This is a genomic window from Paractinoplanes atraurantiacus (assembly GCF_900215205.1).
Lineage (GTDB): Bacteria > Actinomycetota > Actinomycetes > Mycobacteriales > Micromonosporaceae > Actinoplanes > Actinoplanes atraurantiacus.
Genome location: NZ_OBDY01000001.1, coordinates 1,166,150 through 1,185,911, shown reverse-complemented (window position 1 = coordinate 1,185,911; position 19,762 = coordinate 1,166,150). Strand labels below are relative to the sequence as shown.

Below are 19,762 nucleotides of genomic sequence, written 5' to 3'. Positions count from 1 at the left end.
GTAATCATCACTGGATCCGGGTCGAACTAGGTCGGTGAACGCGGCGGTGGCAACCGCAGCGGCCCCAACCGAAAGGCAGTCGATGCGCTCCTCGATCACCAAGCGTCTGGCCCTGATCGCCATGATCCCCGCCACCCTCTTCGCGATCGTTCTGCTCGCCTCGCCCGCCAACGCCGCCGCCGTCAGCACGACGCAGCTGAGCGCCGACATCGTGACCCTGACCAACCAGCAGCGTGCCGCGCACGGCTGCAAGGCCCTGAAGGTGGACGCCCGCCTGACCAAGGCGGCCGCCGGGCACAGCGCCTACATGGCCCGCGGTGGCGCGTTCAGCCACACCGGCGCCGGCCGCTCGAGCTTCGTCACCCGTGTGAAGGCGGCCGCCTACCCGCGCCCGCTGAGCGAGAACATCGCGTACGGCTACCGCACCGGCGCCGACGTCGTGAAGGGCTGGATGGCCAGCCCGGGTCACCGCGCCAACATCCTCAACTGCAAGGCCAGCACGGTCGGCGTGGCCACCGCCTACGCGGCCAACGGCAACCCGTACTACACCCAGGACTTCGGTTACTGACCGACCGTCTCGAGGGCCTCACCGTCACCGGTGGGGCCCTTTTTCAATAGGGCCTCGATCAGGCACTGCTGAGCGGCCAGCGCGTCGGAGACCTCGCGGTGCCGGTCACCCGCGTGCAGCAGCAGCTCCTCGATCGCGCCGAGCACCCGCCGCTGGGTCTGGTCGAGCACGGCCCGCGTCTCGGCCTGCGCCTTGCGGTGGGCCCGCTGGAGGGTGGCCAGGCGCCGGACGACCAGCAGCAGACCGCCGATCAGCACGGCGAAGAACAGACCGAGGACGGTGAGGGCGACGCCGACGTATCCGGTCAGCGCGGCCGCCGCGACCGTGGCGCAGAGCACGGCGGCGCCGGCGAGCAGCCCCGCCTGGCGTCGTGTCAGATTCCGCAGCCGTCGCATCGGTTCCCCCTCGTCCCTCTCGTCAACGCGGCACCGTGAAACCGGGTTACGCCCGGCAGAACGGCACGCCCGCGCGCTGCGACGTGGCCACGTTCAGGGCGACGTCGAAGCGGCGCAGCGACTCGGGATAGAGGGCGGCGAACTCCTGCCGCAGCGCGCACCGCCGCTGGTCACCGGCCGGGGTGCGATCGAAGTCGGCCATCTCGACGGCGATCCGGTTGTAGAGCCGGGCCTGCTCGCTTCCCATGAAGGTGTCCCGCTGGCTCTTGTTGGCGGCTGCCGACACGGCCGTCGCCCCCGCCAGCAGCACGACCGCGGCCACCAGCACCCATTGCCGGCGCCGGGCCGCCATCAGGACGGCCGCCACCACGATCAGGCCGCCGGCCGTGGTGGTCACGGCCGAGTCCCGCCAGCCGAGGCCCCACACGGACATCTTCTGCACGTCGGCGTTGAGTGCGCCCATGCCGGCCGCGAGCAGCACGGCGGTCACCGCGACGACCGCGAGCGCGGCCGCGGGCCGACGGTCCACTGCGGACAGACGCGGCAGGTCACGGATCGCGTGCCAGGCCAGCGGGGCCAGCACGAGCACGGCGGCGACCAGGACGATGCCGATCAGCCAGGAGCCGCGGGTGGCGGCCTGCCACATGAGCGGCGGCAGCCACGCGATCGCCCGTACCGGAAGGGTCTCGAAGGTCTCGGGTCCGAAGTGGACGTCGGAGCCGCGATAGCACGGGCCGGTCGCGCAGTAGCGGTGGATGACCACCCGTACGGCCAGGAAGACCGGAAGGAAACCCACCCAGAGCAAGCCGGTCGCCTTGGCCGGGGCCGAGGTGAGCATCTGGCGCGGGCCCTGACCGAGCACCAGATATCCGCGGGCGAGGACGGCGACAGTGGCCAGAGGCGGTGCCAGGTAGGCGATTTCGTTGAAGGCGGCCAGCGCGGCACCGCCGATCACGAGCAGCGGCGCCCACCAGAGCCGGAAGCGCACCAGGCGGCACAGCGCGGCCGCCACGCCCAGCATCAGCGCCGCCGACGCGAGATAGAGCCCGCCGAACAGCACGATCGGACTCGATCCGCCGGCCGCCACGAAACCGGCGGCCACCGCGAACGGCACCACCGGCGCGGCCACCGACGGCGGCTGCCCGAACAGCCTGCCCCGCGACACCACGCTCTCCACCAGCAGCAGCGCCACCACGCACAACAGCAGCGCCGACACGAACGAGACGAGCCGGAAGGCCACGTTCGCCGGCAGGCCGGCCACGTCGCCCAGGGTGTACGCGGCCAGGTCGAGCGCCTTCTCCAGCATCCGGCCGAAGAGCCGGAAGTTGCCCAGCCGCAGATATCCGGGCAGCGAGTCGACCGTGTGCGGCACGATCCGCAGCGGGTCGTCGCGGAACAGCCCGCCGTGCCAGTAGATGTTGAACCGGTGGTCGCGGCTGGGCGCCAGCGCCACCAGCGGGGCCAGCACCGGCAGCGGCACCAGCACGGCCCGCAGCAGGGCCCGCCGCCAGAGGGCGCCGACCGGCGGCCCCTCGACCACGAAGCGCATGGCAACGCGAGGGGCGGGCGGGGCGTCGACCGTGGGGGCGCTCATGCCATCGCCAACGAGCGGGCGCGCCCGGGATTACGCGGCGGCCTCCAGCAAGCGGGCCAACGTCGGTGGATCCCTGGGATCGATCACCACCGCGCCCACCGCCCGGTGATCGCGGCAGAGTTGCGAGATCCGGCCCGCCAGCAGCGCCTCCCAGCCCTCGCCGGTGTCGTGCCGCGACCAGGTCTGCGGGTCGGGCAGATATTCCAGCACCACGCCCGGCACCCGCAGGCCGTTCAGCGCCGGCTGGTCGGTCACCACCACGGGCAGGTGGTCGGCGTCGACCACGATCCGCTGCCGCAGCGCGCGGACCAGCGCGTGCGAGTCGGCCCGGGACAGCCCGATCGCGACGTAGACCCGGGCCGGCACCGGCGGCGCCACCGGCCTCGGGGGCGCGGGCTCGGCCGCGGGCCCGTGACGCAGCCGCCGGGCGGCCCGGCGGGCGATCAGCGGGCCGAAGCGCACCGGGTCGCGGGCCAGGTCGACCAGGGCCCGGCCGAGCAGGTAGGAACGGCTGCGGCGCAGGGCCAGCACGAGATCGCGCTGGCGGTCGCGCTCGCGGAGGGCGGCGTCGCGCTCGTCCTCGACCCAGCGCAGCCGACCGGTCAACGTGGCCACCTCCCAGCGAGCCAGCAACTCATCCAACCTGGGCCCCCACCGCGGTGTGCTGGGCGACCCACGCGGCGGCGTCGCCGGCGCCGTCGCCGAGGGAGATCCCGGCGCAGCGCCGGCTCAGCGCCTCGCGCGCCTCGCGGACGGCCAGCCGCTCCAGCGCCTCGGCCGCCTCGTCGTCGGTGGTGGCGCAGATCGCCACCCCGGCCGCGGCGGCGAAGCGGGCCCGCGCCAGCTCGTCGTCGCCGGCCTCGGGATCGGGCACGAAGACGGTCGGCACGGCCGCGCCGAGCAGTTCGTGGAAGCTCGTGTAGTCGGCCCGGGAGACGGCCAGCGCCACCTCGCCGAGCCCGGCCTGGACCGTCCGGAAGCCGGGCAGGCTCGCCTCGACGCCACGACACAGCAAGGTCTGTTCCCGGGTCCGGCGCCGCGGCCGCGACGGCAGATCGACGATGGGGTCCACTGTGGTCACTGCGGCGCGGGCGGTGGTGGTCCAGCCCTCGTCGCCGGCCGCGGCGAACTCGCCGGGTTCGAGGATGCCGGCGAACAGGGCGCCGCGGGCGGCCCATTCGCCGCCGGTGCCGCGCTTCCACATCGCCGGGCGCAGCCACAGCCAGCGCGGGCCGGTGTTCTCGGCGACGGCGGCGGCGATGCCGTCGTGCGGCACGCCGCCGACGAGGACGGCGCGCGGGGCGTACAGCTCGATCAGGTGCCGCAGGCGGTCGCGGGCGAAGCCGGTCCAGCGCGGGTCGGAGACGCCGAGCTCGGCCGCGGTCGGCAGATATTCGGTGAGCAGGCCGGCCGCGTGCGCCGCGGGCAGACCGGCCGAGCCGGCCACCACCACGGCCTCCAGCCCGGAGGGCAGGCGGCGGGCGATGGCCCGGAACTTCGCGATGTCGTCGGCCACGAACAGGACCCGCCGGGCGGGCCGGGCCAGGCTCACGGCGGCCCGGATCGGCTGCGGCGGGCCGGGCATGACGCCGAGCGAGGCGAGCCGGGCCAGGTGCGAGGCGCGGCCGAACTGCTCGGTGACGAAGGCGCGGGCCCGCCGGACCAGGGCGTCGTAGGCCGGGCGGTCGGCGTGCAGGCGGTGGACCAGATCCCGTACGCCGGAAGGGTCTGTGTAAAGCGCGGCCTCGCCGAAGACGGACCGAAAGCGCGGCGCCATGATGACCGGGACCCCGCTCGCCATGGCCTCGAGGACCATGCGGCCGGGCTCGGCCACCTCCGCATCGGGAAAGCAGACGAAGAAGTCGAGCGTGGCCAGGAACTCACGCGCGGACTCGCCGTCGTGCGGTCCGTCCCGGCCGACCACCGGAGCGGCGCCCCGGCGGCGTTCGGTCCGCCACTCGGCGACGTCGATGATCTCGTGCCAGTCGGTGCCGGTCAGGGCGGCCCGCGCACCGGCGCTGTCACGGACCCGGGCGCTGATCGGCGCCCACACGACGTCCTTGCCGTAGTAGCGCTCGACACGCTCGTACACATCATCGGACGGCGCCTGATCGAGGACGACGATCGTGTGCCCGGCCCGGACCTTCGGCGGCGCCGGCAGGTCGCGCGTGAAGATCAGGGGCTGGCGGATCAGCAGCACCTTCGCCTCGATCTCGGCGCCGTCGTCGTGGGCCAGCTCGGCCAGACCGTCGCGCAGGCAGGCGACGATCCGCGACTGGAACGGGCGGCCGTGCCGCAGGTGCGGCGACGGCAGGTGGATCAGGACGGTGCGCAGACCGGCCGCGGCCTGGGCCCGCACCTCGGCCACGATGCTCGCCGAGGTGCCGCCCGGACAGCGCAGGTCGGACAGGATGGCGACGTCGTACACGGGTGGATCAACGAGAAGCGGCTAAGGTGCGATACGGACAATTCGCCCCCTGAGGAGGACGCCCGCCCATGCACCCCCTCGCCGTCGCCGCCCTCCAGGCCCGCTCCGTCGCCGCCCGGGAACCGCTCGCCCGCGCCGGCCTCACCGGGGAGCTGGCGCGGGTCATCGCGTTGCAGAACCTGCGCCCGGACGACCTCGCGACGGCGCTGACCATGCTCGAAGGGCTCAGCGATCCGGAGTTTCAAGGGCTGCACTGCCAGGTCGCGTACGCCACGGGCGCGCACGCCTCGGCCGCCGCGCTCCTCGCGTCCTATTCGGACGTTGATCCACTGGTTCGGCTGAGCCTGGGCCTCGATCTCGGCAATCCGCACGCCGGCGGCAGCGGCCCCTGGGACCTCGGCCGGCTGATGCCCTCGGTGTCGGTGACCGAGGGCGCCGGATCGCCGTTCGACCGGCTCGCCGCCCGCCCGGCCCAGCGCACCGGGCACCCCCGCCGGATCACCTCGATCGTCACCACCCACCGGCCCGACCGGCGGCTGCTCACGGCCGTCCGCTCGCTGGCCGGCCAGACCTGGACCAACCAGGAGATCCTGGTGATCGACGACGGCTCGCCGGCCGCGTACGACGCGGTGCTGCGGCAGGCCGCCGCCCTCGATCCCCGGGTGCGGCTGATCCGGATGGTCGCCACCGGCGGCGCCTACGTGGCCCGCAACGCCGGCCTGGACGCGGCCACCGGCGACTTCGTGACCTTTCAGGACGCGGACGGCTGGTCCCATCCGGCCCGGCTGGAGAGGCAGGTCGCACCGCTGCTGGCCGACGAGGCGCTGTTCTCGGCCGTACCGGCCGGCATCCGGGTGACGCCGGAGCTGGTCGTCACCCGGCCCGGCGTGACCGACTTCCGGTCGGACGACCTCTCGTCGCTGATGGTCCGGCGTGGCGCCGGATATTTCGACCCGATCCGATTCGGCGCCGACGAGGAGTACGTCGCGCGGGCCCGCTCGGTCCGCCGCCTCGGTGAGGCGCTGACCCTGATCCGCCGGGCCGGGGACGACCGGGACGACGGGCCGGTCGGGTGGATCGACCCGGCGCGCCGGTCGTACCGGTCGGCCTTCGAGACGGCGCACGCTCAGCGGGCCACCGGCTGGGCGGCGCCGCGGCGGCTGCGCGGGGAGACCGGGGCCCAGGCGTACGACGTGGTGCTGGCCGGCGACTGGACGACCGCCGGAGGCGCCGGCGCGGCCGGGATCGGCCAACTCCGCGCGCTGGCCGCCCGTGGGCTGCGCGCGGCCCTGCTCCAGCTCGACGTGCTGGCCCATCTGCGCGAGGGACCGCGCAACCTCGACCCCGCGGTGCAACGCCTGATCAACTCCCGCGAGCTGACCCAGGTCGAGATCACCGACGACGTCCGGGCCCGGCTCGTGGTGGCCCGCACGGCCCGGGTGCTCGAGCACGCGCCCGACCTGCCCAGCGGCGTCCGGGCCCAGCGAGTGGTGATCGAGGACGCCGCGGTCTCCGAGCCGGCCGCGGCGGCGGCCCTGCGCCTGTTCGGGCGGCGGCCGCTGTGGGCGCCGGCCGGCCCGGACGGCCGCCGGCGCCTGGCCGCCGAGGCGGCCTCCCTCGACCTGCCCGGCACCCTGGACACCCATCAGTGGCGGCTGGACCGGCGCGGGCCGCGGGCCGACCGCCCGGTGGTCGGCCGCTGGTGCCGGGGCGGCCGGTCCGAGTGGCGCCGGCTGCGCGCGGAGCTGCCGGACACCGGGCGGATGGACGTGCGGCTGCTCGACGCGGCCGGCACCGCCGGGCGCTCGTTCGGCCGGTTCGGGCCGCCGCGGAGCTGGCTCGTCTACTCCCCGGACGACGTCAGCCCGCGCTCGTTCCTCTACCAGATCGACTTCTACCTGCACCTGCCGCCGGACGACGTGCCGGCCGACCCCGACCCCGACGTGCTGGCCGCGCTGGCCGCCGGCTGCGTGGCGGTGCTGCCCTACCGCTACGCCGAGGCGTTCGGCGACGCGGCCGTCTACTGCGCGCCCGCCGAGCTGCTCGACACCGTGCGGATGCTGCACGGCAACCGCCGGGCCCTGCGCGAGCAGGGCGAGCGGGGCACCGATTTCGTCCGCCGCCACCACGCCCACGAGCTGTACGCCGACCGCGTGGCCGTGCTGGCAACGCAGCCGTGACGATTTGGCACCCGCCGAACCGTCAAGCCGCCGCTCCCGCCGCCGATTCATAGGGGCACAACAGCAGATGCTCGGAGCGGCCCCCGCCGCCCCGCGCGGGCGGCGTTCCCCCGACGTCAACCGCGACCGCGACCCCCGCCGTCCCCCGCGGCGGGGGTCGCGCCGTCTTCCGCCTCAGGCCCGCACTGTCGATTGTGGATCGGCGAGCGCCACCCAGCGGCCCGGCAGCGGGCGCTGCGCGGTCAGGCCGAACCCGCCCTGCCGCGGCACCGGCGACTCGTCCACCACGACCACCGCGCCGGGCGCGAGCCGCCGGCCCAGCACGTGCAGCGCCGGCGTCAGCGCGTTCGAGGACGTGGGGGCCAGCGAGCCGTCGACCACCAGCAGGTCGATGTCGTGCAGGCCGTCGAGGGCGTCGACGTCGTACCAGTCGACCGCGCCGCCCTCGACCGACAGCTCGGTCACCCCGGCGTGCCGCACCTCGACCGTGCTCAGCCCGTGCTCGGCCAGCAGGGCGCGGGTGCGCCCGGCCCGGCCCCGATCGTGGTCGGCCACCACCAGCCGGCCGCCGCGGGCCTCGACCGTGTAGCCGAGCCAGATCGTCGACGGCCCGCTGCCCAGCGCCACCGTCGTCGCCGGCGCCCGGTCCCGGGCGATGTGCACCAGGCCCAGCAGGTCGGAGGGGTTGAGTGTCACCCCGGCCGGCATCGGAGCGCGCGGGGTGATCCACTGGAAGAGCTGGACCAGGGCCTCGATCTCGCGGCTCTGCTCACGCAGCAGGAGCTCGGCGCCGCGGCCGGTCAGGCGTTCGGCCCGGGCCAGCGACTCGGTCAGCTCCTGGTGCCGGTCGCCGGCGGCCAGCCGTTCCTTTTCGACCGCGGCGAGCACCCGTCGCTGCAACTCGTCGACGACGGTGCGGAGGTCCCGTACGGCGGCCTGGGTCGATCGGTTGACCCGCCCGATCCGCCGGGAGAGATGGATGACGCCGGCCAGCACGGCCGCCAGCAGCAGGGCCAGCAGGCAGGTGGCCACCGCGGCCTGGTCGATCGCCGCCGCCACGGCCACGCCGGCCGAGCCGGTCAGCACGACGGCGACGCCGGCCCACTGGCGCCGGGAGAGGCTGGTCAACCGGTTCGCGTACCGCCGGGCCCGGCGCCGGAGCCTGCGCCTGATGATCTCCTTGGTCGCCCACACATCGAAGTAACGCGGGCATCGGCCGGGTCGTTACGCGACCGCGCTTCTACGCGACCGCCAGGGGCAGCGACTGCCGGACCCAGTCGACGAACGCCGCCGGATCGTTCGCCTTGGCCGCGACCGCGCGGGCGCGCCGGCTCTGCTCGGCGAACAGGGCCGGATCGGCCCGGTAGCGCGCGATCAGCGGCTCGGCCTCGGATCGGGCGCAGTAGACGGCCGCGTCGCCGTAGAGCGGCGCGTACCTCTCCGGCATGACCACGACGCAGCCGGTCTGCGCGGCCTCGATCGCCGGGCGCGAATACCATTCGGCCGACTCGCGCGGCGGGAAGTGCAGGTAGAAGTCGAGCTGGTGCAGGAACGGGCGCGGGCCCAGATCGGCCGGCTGATAGCCGAGCCAGGTCGGCGCGAGCGCGACGGAGGTCTCGCCGGCGGGCCGGTCGGGCAGCCGGATCCGCACGTCGGCCGTGGGCAGCCGGCCGAAGACGGCCAGGCTCTCGGCGGCGGCCGAGGGCCAGCAGGCGGTGTCGCACAGGTCGGTGCCGACGATGGCCGGGCCGGGCGCGGCCGTGGTCCGGTCGGCCACCCAGCCCGCCGCGGCGAGAGCGAGGGGCAAATTCACAGGCGTGGTTTCCGTACGCAGCAGAGCCCGCACCCCATCGTCCTGCGGAACCCAGACCGGCTCCGGCCCGAAGAGGCGACGGGCCGCGGCCGTGCACATCGCCGGGTCGTAGCGCTGATCCGATCCGTCGGCCCGGGCCGGGGCACGGTCGGCCACCACGACGGTCCGCCCGGCCCGGATCCCGCTGCCGAGGCCGCCGGTGAACTGGAGGACCGCGGCCTGGCGCACGATCAGCAGCGCCGTCTCGGCGCTCTCGTCCGGGGTGAGCCAGTCGACCACGCCGTCGTTGACCAGGTCCTGGACCGGGGCGCAGGCCGGCATCCGGCGCTGGTAGACCGCGCGCAAGGAGTCGAACTGCAGGAGGCCGACGCTGAGTCCGGCCGCGGCCAGCGCGCGCATCTCGTCCAGGGCGGTGCGCTGGGTGCTCTCCAGGAAACGCCAGTCGGCCACCATGAGCACGTCGTAGCGCCGGTCGCGGACCGTGCCGAGAAGGTGGCCGGGCGCCGGGAACGGGCGGTCGGCGCCGTCGGCCGGGCGGAAGGCGCTGGCCCGGCGGGTCGCGATGAGCTGGTGGTGGCGCTGATAGGCCGACATGTAGGCGGTCCGCGCCGGATGCATCCACTGTGCACGGATCTCGGAGCGCGACAGCGAGCCGGCCGACAGCCGGATGAGAGCCAGCGGCTTGGAGTCGACGTGGCGCACCCGCCCGGCGCCGAACGCGGCCCGGATGCGGCCGATGTACTCGGAGTCGGCGGCCTTGCGGAGACGGTCGAAATAGCCGACCGTGCGCAGCACGGTGCCGCGCCGGATCAGCAGCGACGACGGGTTGAAGCGGCCGCTGCGCACGCCGGGCCGGGTGCACAGCAGCTGGTCGGTGACCGCGAGCCCGTCCGAGGTGGTGGCGACCAGCCGCCGGTCGTCGATCAGCGGCCGCACCTGGAGCTCGAGGCGGCGCGGGTGCGACCAGTCGTCGGAGTCCTGGAAGGTGGCGAACTCGCCGCCGGCCGCGTCCAGGCCGGCGTTGCGGGCTGCGTACGTGCCTGAGTTGACCGGCATCTTCAGCAGCCGCACCCGGTCGCCCAGCGCCACGGCCTCGTCCAGGATGGTGTCGAACTCCGGCGGCGAGGCGTCGTCGACCAGGATCACCTCGGTGTTGGCCCAGCTCTGGGCCAGGATCGAGCGGACCGCGGTGATCAGGCCCTGGTCCGGGCGGTACGAGGTGAGCACCACCGAGATCCGGTGCGGCCCCTCGACCTTGTCGACGTCCGCCGCGACGAGCTTGTCGAACGGCGTGGCCCCGTCGCCGAGGGTGAAGGCGGGCGAAGGCAGCAGCGAGCCGAAAGCGGTGTGCCACGGCTCGGCCGCCCGGTCGGCCACGAACGGGTTGAGCAGGTCGGCCACCAGGCTCTTGCGGGCCGGCTCGCCGATCTTGCGGTAGCGCCGCAGCAGCTTGCGTGCCCGCTCCGGCCCCTCGTGGGCGAGCGCCAGCTGTGCGTGCAGCAGCTGGTTGGCCGGTGAGAGCGCCCGCGCCCCCAGCGCCCGCCGGGCCAGCTCGAAGACGGCCAGGGCGTCCTCGGCGCCCGAGTCCAGGACCAGGCTCTGCGCGACCGCGGCGACCCTCGGCGCATCGATTTTGCGGCGCCGCCGGCGCAGCCAGCGCCGGTCGCCTCGCCGCGCCGCGTCGACCAGCTCGTCCAGCGTGCCGTGCGGGCCGAGCGCGGCCCGGGCGAGCAGCACCCGCGCGTCCAGCGAACGGTTGCGGACGGCCGTGGCGGTCAGCGCCAGGCGCAGTCGGGGCCCGATCGCCCGCACATGATCATCGAGCAAATGGGAATTGTTTGTTCCGATCATGGGCGGCGGGTGGGGCGGTTGGGCTGGGGGTGGTGCTGCATGCCGAGACCAACGCCGCCATCCCGGCACCGGTGACGGGCTCTCAGACCGCCGCGAGCACCGCCGCGCCCACCCGGTCCCGCTCGGCCTCGTCGGCCCACGAGCCGACCAGGTAGAACGCGTCCACGACGTCACCACCGAGGGTGGAGATGCGGGCCGCGCGCACGTCCGCCCCCGCCTCGTCGAGCGCCGTCGCCACCCGGAAGAGCAGCCCGGCCGAGTCGGCCGCGCGCAGCTCGAGGATCGCCGCGTCGGTGGCCGCGCCGCGCTGCCACACCACCCGGGGCGAGGCCGTGCCGCCGCGCGCGCTCATCGCCCGGGCCCGCACCCGCTGGGTCACCGAGACGTCCCCGGCCGCCACCCGGCGCAGGTCGGCCGCGAGCGCCACCGGGTCGTACGGGCTGCCGTAGCGCGGCTGGGTGAGGAACTCGACGATCGCCCGGCCGTCCACCGTCGCCGTGTTCGCGCCCACCACGTCCAGCCGGTGCATGGCCAGGCAGGCCGCCACCTGACCGAGCAGGCCCCGGCGGTCGGCCGCGGCCACCGCGACCCGGTCGCCGTCCAGGTGTACGGCGGGCAGGCCGCCCTCCAGCAGCTCCGGATCGGGCGCCGGCGGCTCGGGCAGCTCGCCGGTGTCGAGCCGGGTGTGCACCCGGCTCACCAGCTCGGCCATCAGCCGGCCCTTCCAGTCCGACCAGGCGGCCGGGCCGGTGGCCCGCGAGTCGGCCCGGGCCAGCGCGTGCAGCAGGTCCAGGGTGCCGGCGTCGCCGACCGCCTCGGCCACCGACGAGATCGTCTTGGGGTCGCTCAGGTCGCGCCGGGTAGCCACATCGGGCAGCAGCAGGTGCAGCCGTACGAGCTTCTCGATCGTGGCCACGTCGGCCGGGGGCAGGCCGATCCGGGCCGCGATCTCGGCCGCGATCGGGGCGCCGACGACGCTGTGGTCGCCGGGCAGGCCTTTGCCCACGTCGTGCAGGAAGGCGCCGATCAGCAGCAGGTCGGGCCGCTCGACCTCGCGGGCGTAGGAGGTCGCCTCGTACGCGGCCTGCACGAGATGCCGGTCGAGCGTGTACCGGTGGATCGGGTGGTGCTGGGGCAGGCTGCGCAGCCGGGCCCACTCGGGCAGCCAGGCGTCGGTCAGCCCGTAGCGGTCGCAGGTCTCCCACGTCGGCAGCAGGCCGGGCCCGGAGCCGAGCAGCGAGACCAGGGCGGCCCGGGCCTGCGGTGGCCACGGGTTCGGCAACGGCGGGCAGAACGCGGCCAGCCATTCGCTGGTGGCGCGGGCGATCGGCAGCCCCACGGTGGCGGCCGCGGCGGCCACCCGCAGGGAGAGGCTGGGGTCGGGTACGGGCCCGATGGCGGTGCGGGCGAGCACGAGCTCGCCGTCCTGCTCGACGACGTCACGGGCGACCGGGCGGCGGGTCGCGGGGCCGCCGGGCAGGCCCCGGCGACGGCCGCGCAGCCGGTCGGCCGCGCGCCAGGCGTCGTCCAGGGCGTGGGCAATGGTCCGGGCGTCGCCGGCCACCCGGCGCAGCAGCGCGTCGCCGTCGTCGAGGTCGAGCAGCTCGGCCACCGCGGCCCGCTCCTGGGCGACCAGCCGGTCGACCCGGCGGCCCACGGCCAGGTGCAGGGCGTCGCGGGTGTCGAGCACCCGCAGGTTGGCCGCGCGGACGGCCGGGCGCATCGTGTCGGCCACACCGGCCCGGCCGATGGCGCGCAGGATGGTCACGTCGCGCAGCCCGCCGGCCGCCTCCTTGAGGTCGCCCTCGAGCAGGAAGGCGAGCTCGCCGTGGCTCGCCCAGCGGGCGGTGGTCAGCTCCTTGAGCGGGGGCAGCAGCCGCACGGCGGTGCGCCGCCATTGGTCCGAGGCGGCCGCGACCAGCTCGGCGCTCAGGCTCGCGTCGCCCGCGATGTGCCGGGCGTCGAGCAGGCCCAGGGAGACCTTGACGTCGTCGTGCGCGACCGACAGCGCCTCCGGCAGCGTGCGCACGGAGTGGTCGAGGCCGAGCCGGGCGTCCCAGATCGGATACCAGAGGGAGGCGGCGATCCGGTCGATGCCGGCCGCGCCGTTGTGCAGCAGCACAAGGTCGAGATCGCTGTAGGGCGCGCAGTCGCGCCGGCCCAGCCCGCCCACGGCGACGAGGCTCACGCCGGGCAGGTGGGCGGGGAACATGCCGGTCAGCCAAGCGCCGAGCGCCGCGGCCCGTTCCTCACGGGCGGCGGCGCCGATGTGCTCGCGCAGCTTGGCCGGCGAGCCGCCGGCGGGCACCGAGGGTGGCGCCGGCGGCTCGCTGGTCATGCGTGTCATCTAATTCTGTGCTCTCAGAGCGCGTCGAGGCCGCGCTCGCCGGTGCGGACCCGGATCACCTCGTCGACCGAGGTCACCCAGACCTTCCCGTCACCGATCTTGCCGGTCTTGGCCGCGGTGACGATGGCGTCGACGATCTTGTCGACATCGATCTCGTCGGTCACCACCTCGACCTTGATCTTCGGCAGGAACTCCACCGTGTACTCGGCGCCCCGGTACACCTCGGTGTGGCCCTTCTGCCGTCCGTAGCCCTGTACCTCGCTCACGGTCAGGCCGGTCACCCCCAGAGCGTGCAGGGCCTCCTTCACCGCGTCGAGCTGGTACGGCTTGATGACCGCGGTCACCAGCTTCATGCTCAGTCCCTCTCTCGGAGCAGTCATGGTCTTATCTAACCGGCGACCTTCTGGCTGACGTCAGCCTTGCCGTCAGCGTCCACACCCTGACCCGGCTTGAGGCCGGCCATGGCGAACGCGCCGCCACCGCCCGAGCCCGCCGCGGGGGTGAGGTCGTAACCGGTCTCGCCGTGATCGGCGATGTCGATGCCGCCGACCTCGGCCTCCTCGCTGACCCGGCCGAGCTTGACGGCCTTGAGGATCAGCGCGAGCACCAGGGCGATGACGAACGAGTAGACCGTGACGGCCGCGCTGCCGACGAACTGCCGGCCCAGCTGGGTCAGGCCGCCGCCGTAGAACAGGCCGTTCTCGCCGCCGAGGACGTCGGTCATGGCGCCGTTGACCTGGGTGGTGGCGAAGAAGCCGATCGACAGCGAGCCGATCCAGCCGCCGACGAAGTGGACGCCGACCACGTCGAGCGAGTCGTCGTAGCCCAGCTTGTACTTCAGGCCGACAGCCAGCGCGCAGACCGCACCGGCGATGATGCCGATCAGGGCGGCCGGCAGCGGGGCCACGAAACCACAGGCCGGAGTGATGGCGACCAGACCGGCGATCGCGCCCGAGGACGCGCCGACCAGCGTCGGCTTGCCGTCGCGCAGCCACTCCACGATGATCCAGCCGAGCAGAGCGGCGGCCGTGGCGACCTGCGTGTTGACGAAGGCGACACCGGTGGTGCTGTCGACGGTCAGCTCGGAGCCGGCGTTGAAGCCGAACCAGCCGAACCAGAGCAGGCCGGCGCCGAGGGCGACGAACGGCACGTTGTGCGGGCGCATGTTCTCGCGCGGCCAGCCGATGCGCTTGCCGAGCACGAGAGCGACCGCGAGGGCCGCCGCACCGGCGTTGATGTGCACCGCGGTGCCACCGGCGAAGTCGAGCGCGTGGAGCTTGGCGCCGATCCAGCCGCCGCCCCAGACCCAGTGCGCGACCGGGACGTAGACGATGGTGAACCAGCCGATCGCGAACAGGACCCAGCCGCCGAACTTGAAGCGGTCGGAGAGCGCGCCGCTGATCAGGGCGACGGTGATGATGGCGAACATCATCTGGAAGGCCATGAAGACGTAGACCGGGATGCCGGTCTCGCCCCAGATGTCGCCGGCCCAGCTCGTACCGGTGCCGAAGTACTGGGTGAAGCTACCGATGAAGTTGTTGAGCCCCTCGCCGTCGTTCGAACCGAACGCGAGCGTGAAGCCGTAGAGCACCCAGAGCACGGAGACGATCCCGATGCTCGAGAAGCTCATCATCATCATGTTCAGCGTGCCCTTGGACCGGTTGAGGCCACCGTAGAACAGCGCCAGGCCCGGGGTCATGAGCAAAACGAGCGCAGACGACAGGAGCAACCAGGCGGTATTGCCGGTATCGATCTCCACGCTGCCTCCTCTCGGAATGAAGGTGTCCTCGTACACGACCCTCAGAGCAGCGTCGCCCCATCGGCCGGTTGATGACGGGAGCCTTCCGTTCCGCTGTTTCACGCACGGTCTACGCGCGATTTCCGGCGCGTGACGGGTTGTTTCGTACGTGTGAAGAAACTCTCACAGCCCGTAAGGGCCGATTGCCCGAATCAGCGAAGAGCGTATTCGAGCGTGTGGCGCTCGTAGTCGAGCAATCGAAGATCACGCATGGGTCGCCGCAGGTGGCCCTTGTGCACGATGCGGACGAAGGCCGGGTCGCCGGCGGCCGCCATGCGACGGATGCCCTCGACGTGGTCGACGATCCTCTTGCGGATCGTGCGGACCAGCCGGTGCCGGTCGCGGGGGATCAAGCCGTAGGCGTCGGCGAAGAGCCTCAGGCGGCGCGGCCGGTTCGGCCTTTTCCAGCCCAGGGTGTACGAGTCCCGGTCGCTGAACAGGGGCACCCACGTCCAGGCCGCGTAGGCCACGTCGTAGATGCGGGCGCCCGGCGAGGCCAGGTCGAAGTCGATCAGGGCGAGCGTGCCGTCGGGCCGCCAGACCACGTTGTGCGGCGCGGCGTCGTGGTGGCAGATCACCTCGGTGTCCGGCGGCGGCGGGCCGAACGAGCGCCACACCGCGTTCGGCGGCGGCACGAAGCCGTACTGCGCGTCGTGGAACATGCGCAGCATGGTCGCGACGGTGACCAGGGCCTCCTCGGTCACCCAGTGCGGCGCCAGCGGATATTCGCCGCACTCGCCGTCGAGGTAGGAGAGGACCTCCCGGCCCTTCTCGTCCATGCCCAGGGCGTGCGGCGAGCCGGTGAAGCCGACCCGCTCGAGGTGGTTGAGGAGCCCGTGCACGGCCGGGGTCCACGGCCCGGCGTTGCGCCGCACGGTGTCGCCGACGCGCGAGACCGTGCTGACGTTGCCGCCGTGGAGCGGAATCTCCCGCACCGGCTCCTGCGTCACCAACACCCTCCCCCGCGCCGTAAGTCTCCCCTGAGACTACGCGGCGCCACCAAGCAACGCTTCGACGAACGCGGCCGGCTCGAAGGGCGCGAGATCGTCCGGACCCTCGCCCAGACCCACCAACTTGACCGGAATGCCCAGCTTGCGCTGGACGGCGATGACGATTCCGCCCTTCGCGGTGCCGTCCAGCTTGGTGAGGACCACACCAGTAACGTCCACCACTTCAGTGAACACGCGCGCCTGCTCGAGTCCGTTCTGTCCGGTTGTCGCGTCCAGGATCAGCAGCGTCTCGTCGACCGGGCCGTGCTTCTCGACGACCCGCTTGACCTTGCCCAGCTCGTCCATGAGGCCGACCTTGTTCTGCAGGCGGCCGGCGGTGTCGATCACCACGGTGTCCACGCCGATCTCGATGCCCCGCTTGACCGCGTCGAACGCGACGCTGGCCGGGTCGGCGCCCTCGGGCCCGCGCACGGTCTCGGCGCCGACCCGCTCACCCCAGGTGGCGAGCTGCTCGGCGGCGGCCGCGCGGAACGTGTCGGCCGCGCCGAACAGCACGCTGCGCCCGTCCGCGATCAGCACCCGGCCGATCTTTCCGCAGGTGGTGGTCTTGCCGGCGCCGTTCACGCCGACGACCATCATCACGCCCGGGCGGCCGTCGTGCGGCGCCGTCTTGAGGGCGCGGTCCATGTCGGGCTCGAGGGCGGCGGTCAGCTCCTCGGCCAGCTGCGCGCGCACCTCGGCCGCGGTGCGGGTGCCCAGCACCCGGACCCGCTCGCGCAGCCGCTCGACGATGACCTGGGTGGCCTCGACGCCGACGTCCGCGGTGATCAGGGTGTCCTCGATCTCCTCCCAGGCGTCCTCGTCGAGGTGATCACGGGAGAGGACGCTCAGCAGGCCCCGGCCGAACATGTTCTGCGAGCGCGAGAGGCGGGCCCGCAGCCGCACCAGGCGGCCGGCGGTGGGCTCCGGCTGCTCGATCTCCGGCTTGACCTCGACCGGCTCCGGCTTCTCCTCGACGATGAGCGGAGGCAGCTCCTCGTCGCGGACCGGGGGCACGACCACCGGAGGCGCCTGCTCGTCGACGGCGGGCTTCTCCAGCGTCGTGGTCCCGCCCTGCGGGGGGAGCTCCCGGCGGCGCATGCGCGGCACCACCAGGCCGACCGCGCCGGCGATCAGGACGACGAGCAGGATTACTGCGGCGACGACGTATTCCATGCGGAAATCCTGACAGATGAGCCGTCCGCCCGTGGCGTCGCCCGTGCAGTGGCGGCCTGCGGCCCTCGTGCAGGAAGATGGGACGCCCCCACCCCTGAGCGCTAAGGACCCCCACCCGGTGACTGCTCACCTGCTCATCGGCCCGCTGCTGCGCCGGGTCGTCGGAGATCGCGCCACCATCTGGGTCGAGACGACCGAGCCGGCCTACGTGCGCGTCGAGGCCGACGGCGGCGGTTCCGGCTCGGCGCCGACCTTCTCGGCGTACGGGCATCACTACGCGCTCGTGGTCGTCGAGGGCCTCCGCCGGGGCGCCGCCAGCGCGTACACGGTCCATCTCGACGATCGTGTGGTCTGGCCCTCGGCCGAGTCGACCTATCCGCCGCCGGTCATCCGGACCCGCCCCGAGGACGACGCCGGCGAGCCGGTCCGCATGATCTTCGGCTCCTGCCGCGAGGCCACCCCGCACGCCACCGGGCGCCGCCTCCCGCCGGACGCCCTCGACGCGTACGCCCGAAGGCTGATGGAAGACCCGCAGAACCCGGAGCTGAGGCCCGACCTGATCGTCCTGCTCGGCGACCAGGTGTACGCCGACAAGACGTCGGCCAAGGTCAAGCGCTTCCTCCGGCGGCGCCGCGCGGCCGGCCACGACGGCCCGTCCGACCAGGTCGTCACCTTCGACGAATACACGAAGCTCTACCTGGAGTCGTGGCGCGACCCCGAGGTCCGCTGGCTGTTCGCCACCGTCCCCACCGTCATGATCTTCGACGACCACGAGCTGATCGACGACTGGAACACGTCGGCCTCGTGGCGCGCCGACATGGCGAAACAGTCGTGGTGGACCGAGCGCATCACCGGCGGCCTCGCGTCCTACTGGGTCTACCAGCACCTGGGCAACATGAGCCCGGCCGACCTCGAGACCGACCAGCTCTTCCAGAAGATCACCACGGTCGACGACGCCACCGACCTGCTGCACGAGTTCGGCCGCTCCCTCGACACGGGCGAACAGCCGTACCAGTGGAGCTACGCGCTCGACATCGGCCGCACCCGCCTGGTGATGCTCGACAACCGCTGCAGCCGCGTCCTGACCCCCGGCCGCCGCGAGATGCTGCCGGCACAGGAGTGGAACTGGTTCATCGACCAGGCCCACGGCTCGTACGACCACCTGGTCGTCGGCTCGTCACTGCCCTGGCTGATGCCGCCCGCGATCCACCACCTGGAGGCGTGGAACGAGCGCACGGCCGACTCGTCCTCGCCCCGGGTCAGCGCCGCCGCCGAGAAGCTGCGCCGCGCCGTCGACCTGGAGCACTGGGCCGCCTTCAGCCGCTCCTTCAACGCCCTGGGCGAGCTCTTCCGCCGCTTGGGCGAGGGCGGCTCCGGCGCCCCCGGCCACCGAGTGGGCGCCGGCGGCGCGTACGCGGCCCCCGCCTCGATCAGCGTCCTCTCCGGCGACGTGCACCACTCGTACGTGGCCGAGGTCGACTTCGGCCACGCCATGGCCACCCCGGTCATGCAGCTGACCTGCTCGCCGGTGCACAACCAGGTGCCGGCCGTGATGCGCCCGCTGATGCGCTTCGCCTGGTCCCGGGCCGCCGCCAAGGGCGTCCGGGGCCTGGCCCGCTCGGCCGGCGTCGACAAGCCGGCCTGGCGCTGGAAGCGCCTGGCCGGCCCGTATTTCGGAAACGCCATCAGCACCCTGCGCCTGAACGGCCACGAGGCGACAGTGCGGGTCGAGGGCACCGAGAAAGACGGCACCCTGTTCGAGGTGGCCGAGGTGACCTATCCGAAATAACGGGGATGCGGCACCATCTCCTCGATGGCTACCTGGACAGCACCTTCGGTCAATCGCACCGGCGAGCCCCACACCGGCCCCGAGCGGGCCATGCTGCAGGGCTGGCTCGACTGGCACCGCGGCACCCTGCTGAGCAAATGCGCCGGCTTGACCGCCGACCAGCTCCGGCAGGCGTCGGCCGCCCCCTCCAACCTGACCCTGCTCGGCCTGGTCCGCCACATGAGCTACGTGGAGCGGGTGTGGTTCCGCGACCGCATAGCAAAGGACCCCACGGCGACCCCGTTGTACGTCTCCGACGCCCGCCCCGACGCCGACATCGAGGACGTGGCCGACGCCGACCCCGAACAGGCTTTCGCCGTCTTCGCCGAGGAGCGGGCCGCCGCCGACCGGTCCGTCGCCGACTTCGACCTGGACCAGGAGTTCGACCTGCGCGGAGGCCCTCGTTCCCTCCGCTGGGTCTACCTCCACATGATCGAGGAATACGCCCGCCACAACGGCCACGCCGACCTTCTACGAGAGCGCATCGACGGCGCCACCGGCGGCTGAGGACCCCAACCGGAACACGGCCGCATTTCCGGGTCCGAAAGGGTGATCCGCCGGAACACCGCATGATCGCTACGCTCTGAGATCAACCGGCTCCGTTGCGCCGTCCGGCCGTCCCACATGGGGGTGCGTGGTGGTCTCGATCAACGACTATTACCTCAACGCTTCCGCACGGGATCACAGCGGCCTGCGCTACGACCACGAGAACGACGATCCGGCGGAGCGGACGCCGGGCCGCTTGCCCGACGGCCTGACCGTGCGCCGCATCAGTCGCGGTGCGAGCAGATCCAC

General features: G+C 73.4%; 15 protein-coding genes. 4 read left to right on the top strand and 11 right to left on the bottom strand.

Annotated elements, in window-relative coordinates; genetic code table 11:
• Window positions 1–82 precede the first annotated feature (82 nt).
• Window positions 83–568: a CAP domain-containing protein gene (locus CRP55_RS05670; RefSeq protein WP_097318415.1), complete on the top strand. Its 486-nt coding sequence runs from the start codon at window positions 83–85 to the stop codon at window positions 566–568.
• Here the strand turns inward: CRP55_RS05670 and CRP55_RS05665 are convergent.
• From CRP55_RS05665 to CRP55_RS05650, 4 genes are read right to left on the bottom strand one after another with little or no spacing between them, the layout of a single operon-like run.
• Window positions 562–963, bottom strand: coding sequence for a hypothetical protein (locus tag CRP55_RS05665; protein WP_097318414.1), 402 nt, complete (start codon window positions 961–963; stop codon window positions 562–564). The genes CRP55_RS05670 and CRP55_RS05665 overlap by 7 nt on opposite strands.
• Window positions 964–1,009: 46 nt before the next feature.
• The gene (locus tag CRP55_RS05660) at window positions 1,010–2,557 is read right to left on the bottom strand and encodes a hypothetical protein (RefSeq protein ID WP_143234417.1); all 1,548 of its coding nucleotides are present in this window, start codon (window positions 2,555–2,557) and stop codon (window positions 1,010–1,012) included.
• Window positions 2,558–2,587: 30 nt separating this feature from the next.
• On the bottom strand, window positions 2,588–3,172 hold the full coding sequence (locus CRP55_RS05655) for a hypothetical protein (protein WP_245922843.1): 585 nt from the start codon (window positions 3,170–3,172) through the stop codon (window positions 2,588–2,590).
• Window positions 3,173–3,191: 19 nt separating this feature from the next.
• The gene (locus CRP55_RS05650; RefSeq protein ID WP_097318406.1) at window positions 3,192–4,985 is read right to left on the bottom strand and encodes a glycosyltransferase; all 1,794 of its coding nucleotides are present in this window, start codon (window positions 4,983–4,985) and stop codon (window positions 3,192–3,194) included.
• 68 nt (window positions 4,986–5,053) lie between these two features.
• Between CRP55_RS05650 and CRP55_RS05645 the strand changes: the two genes are divergently transcribed.
• Window positions 5,054–7,165: a glycosyltransferase family 2 protein gene (locus CRP55_RS05645; protein WP_097318404.1), complete on the top strand. Its 2,112-nt coding sequence runs from the start codon at window positions 5,054–5,056 to the stop codon at window positions 7,163–7,165.
• 174 nt (window positions 7,166–7,339) lie between these two features.
• Here the strand turns inward: CRP55_RS05645 and CRP55_RS05640 are convergent, their stop codons facing one another.
• From CRP55_RS05640 to ftsY, 7 genes are all read right to left on the bottom strand, one after another.
• Window positions 7,340–8,293, bottom strand: coding sequence for a class I SAM-dependent methyltransferase (locus CRP55_RS05640; RefSeq protein ID WP_143234415.1), 954 nt, complete (start codon window positions 8,291–8,293; stop codon window positions 7,340–7,342).
• 112 nt (window positions 8,294–8,405) lie between these two features.
• The gene (locus tag CRP55_RS05635; protein WP_245922797.1) at window positions 8,406–10,805 is read right to left on the bottom strand and encodes a glycosyltransferase; all 2,400 of its coding nucleotides are present in this window, start codon (window positions 10,803–10,805) and stop codon (window positions 8,406–8,408) included.
• Between the two features lie 106 nt (window positions 10,806–10,911).
• Entirely contained in the window at window positions 10,912–13,176 is a 2,265-nt protein-coding gene (locus CRP55_RS05630; protein WP_097318399.1) for a [protein-PII] uridylyltransferase, read from the bottom strand.
• Window positions 13,177–13,190: 14 nt separating this feature from the next.
• A complete protein-coding gene (locus CRP55_RS05625) occupies window positions 13,191–13,529 on the bottom strand; it encodes a P-II family nitrogen regulator (protein WP_097318397.1) in 339 nt (112 codons plus the stop codon).
• Window positions 13,530–13,564: 35 nt separating this feature from the next.
• Window positions 13,565–14,935 (bottom strand): ammonium transporter, encoded by a 1,371-nt coding sequence (locus CRP55_RS05620; RefSeq protein WP_097318765.1) that lies wholly within the window; start codon window positions 14,933–14,935, stop codon window positions 13,565–13,567.
• 191 nt (window positions 14,936–15,126) lie between these two features.
• The gene (locus CRP55_RS05615) at window positions 15,127–15,924 is read right to left on the bottom strand and encodes a phosphotransferase (RefSeq protein ID WP_097318764.1); all 798 of its coding nucleotides are present in this window, start codon (window positions 15,922–15,924) and stop codon (window positions 15,127–15,129) included.
• A gap of 36 nt (window positions 15,925–15,960) precedes the next feature.
• Window positions 15,961–17,139, bottom strand: coding sequence for a signal recognition particle-docking protein FtsY (gene ftsY, locus CRP55_RS05610; RefSeq protein ID WP_097318395.1), 1,179 nt, complete (start codon window positions 17,137–17,139; stop codon window positions 15,961–15,963).
• 118 nt (window positions 17,140–17,257) lie between these two features.
• Between ftsY and CRP55_RS05605 the strand changes: the two genes are divergently transcribed.
• Together CRP55_RS05605 and CRP55_RS05600 are read left to right on the top strand one after the other, a co-directional pair.
• Window positions 17,258–18,928 carry an alkaline phosphatase D family protein gene (locus CRP55_RS05605; RefSeq protein WP_245922796.1) on the top strand — a complete coding sequence of 557 codons (1,671 nt, stop codon included), beginning with the start codon at window positions 17,258–17,260 and terminating at the stop codon, window positions 18,926–18,928.
• Window positions 18,929–18,952: 24 nt separating this feature from the next.
• Window positions 18,953–19,474: a DinB family protein gene (locus CRP55_RS05600; RefSeq protein ID WP_097318392.1), complete on the top strand. Its 522-nt coding sequence runs from the start codon at window positions 18,953–18,955 to the stop codon at window positions 19,472–19,474.
• Window positions 19,475–19,762 lie beyond the last annotated feature (288 nt).

Excerpts from the sequence above, each read along its gene's own strand:
- CRP55_RS05660 (WP_143234417.1), bottom strand. The coding sequence starts at position 2,557 with ATGAGCGCCCCCACGGTCGACGCCCCGCCCGCCCCTCGCGTTGCCATG.
- CRP55_RS05630 (WP_097318399.1), bottom strand. The coding sequence starts at position 13,176 with ATGACACGCATGACCAGCGAGCCGCCGGCGCCACCCTCGGTGCCCGCC.
- CRP55_RS05665 (WP_097318414.1), bottom strand. The coding sequence starts at position 963 with ATGCGACGGCTGCGGAATCTGACACGACGCCAGGCGGGGCTGCTCGCC.
- CRP55_RS05625 (WP_097318397.1), bottom strand. The coding sequence starts at position 13,529 with ATGAAGCTGGTGACCGCGGTCATCAAGCCGTACCAGCTCGACGCGGTG.
- CRP55_RS05670 (WP_097318415.1), top strand. The coding sequence starts at position 83 with ATGCGCTCCTCGATCACCAAGCGTCTGGCCCTGATCGCCATGATCCCC.
- ftsY (WP_097318395.1), bottom strand. The coding sequence starts at position 17,139 with ATGGAATACGTCGTCGCCGCAGTAATCCTGCTCGTCGTCCTGATCGCC.
- CRP55_RS05645 (WP_097318404.1), top strand. The coding sequence starts at position 5,054 with ATGCACCCCCTCGCCGTCGCCGCCCTCCAGGCCCGCTCCGTCGCCGCC.
- CRP55_RS05600 (WP_097318392.1), top strand. The coding sequence starts at position 18,953 with ATGGCTACCTGGACAGCACCTTCGGTCAATCGCACCGGCGAGCCCCAC.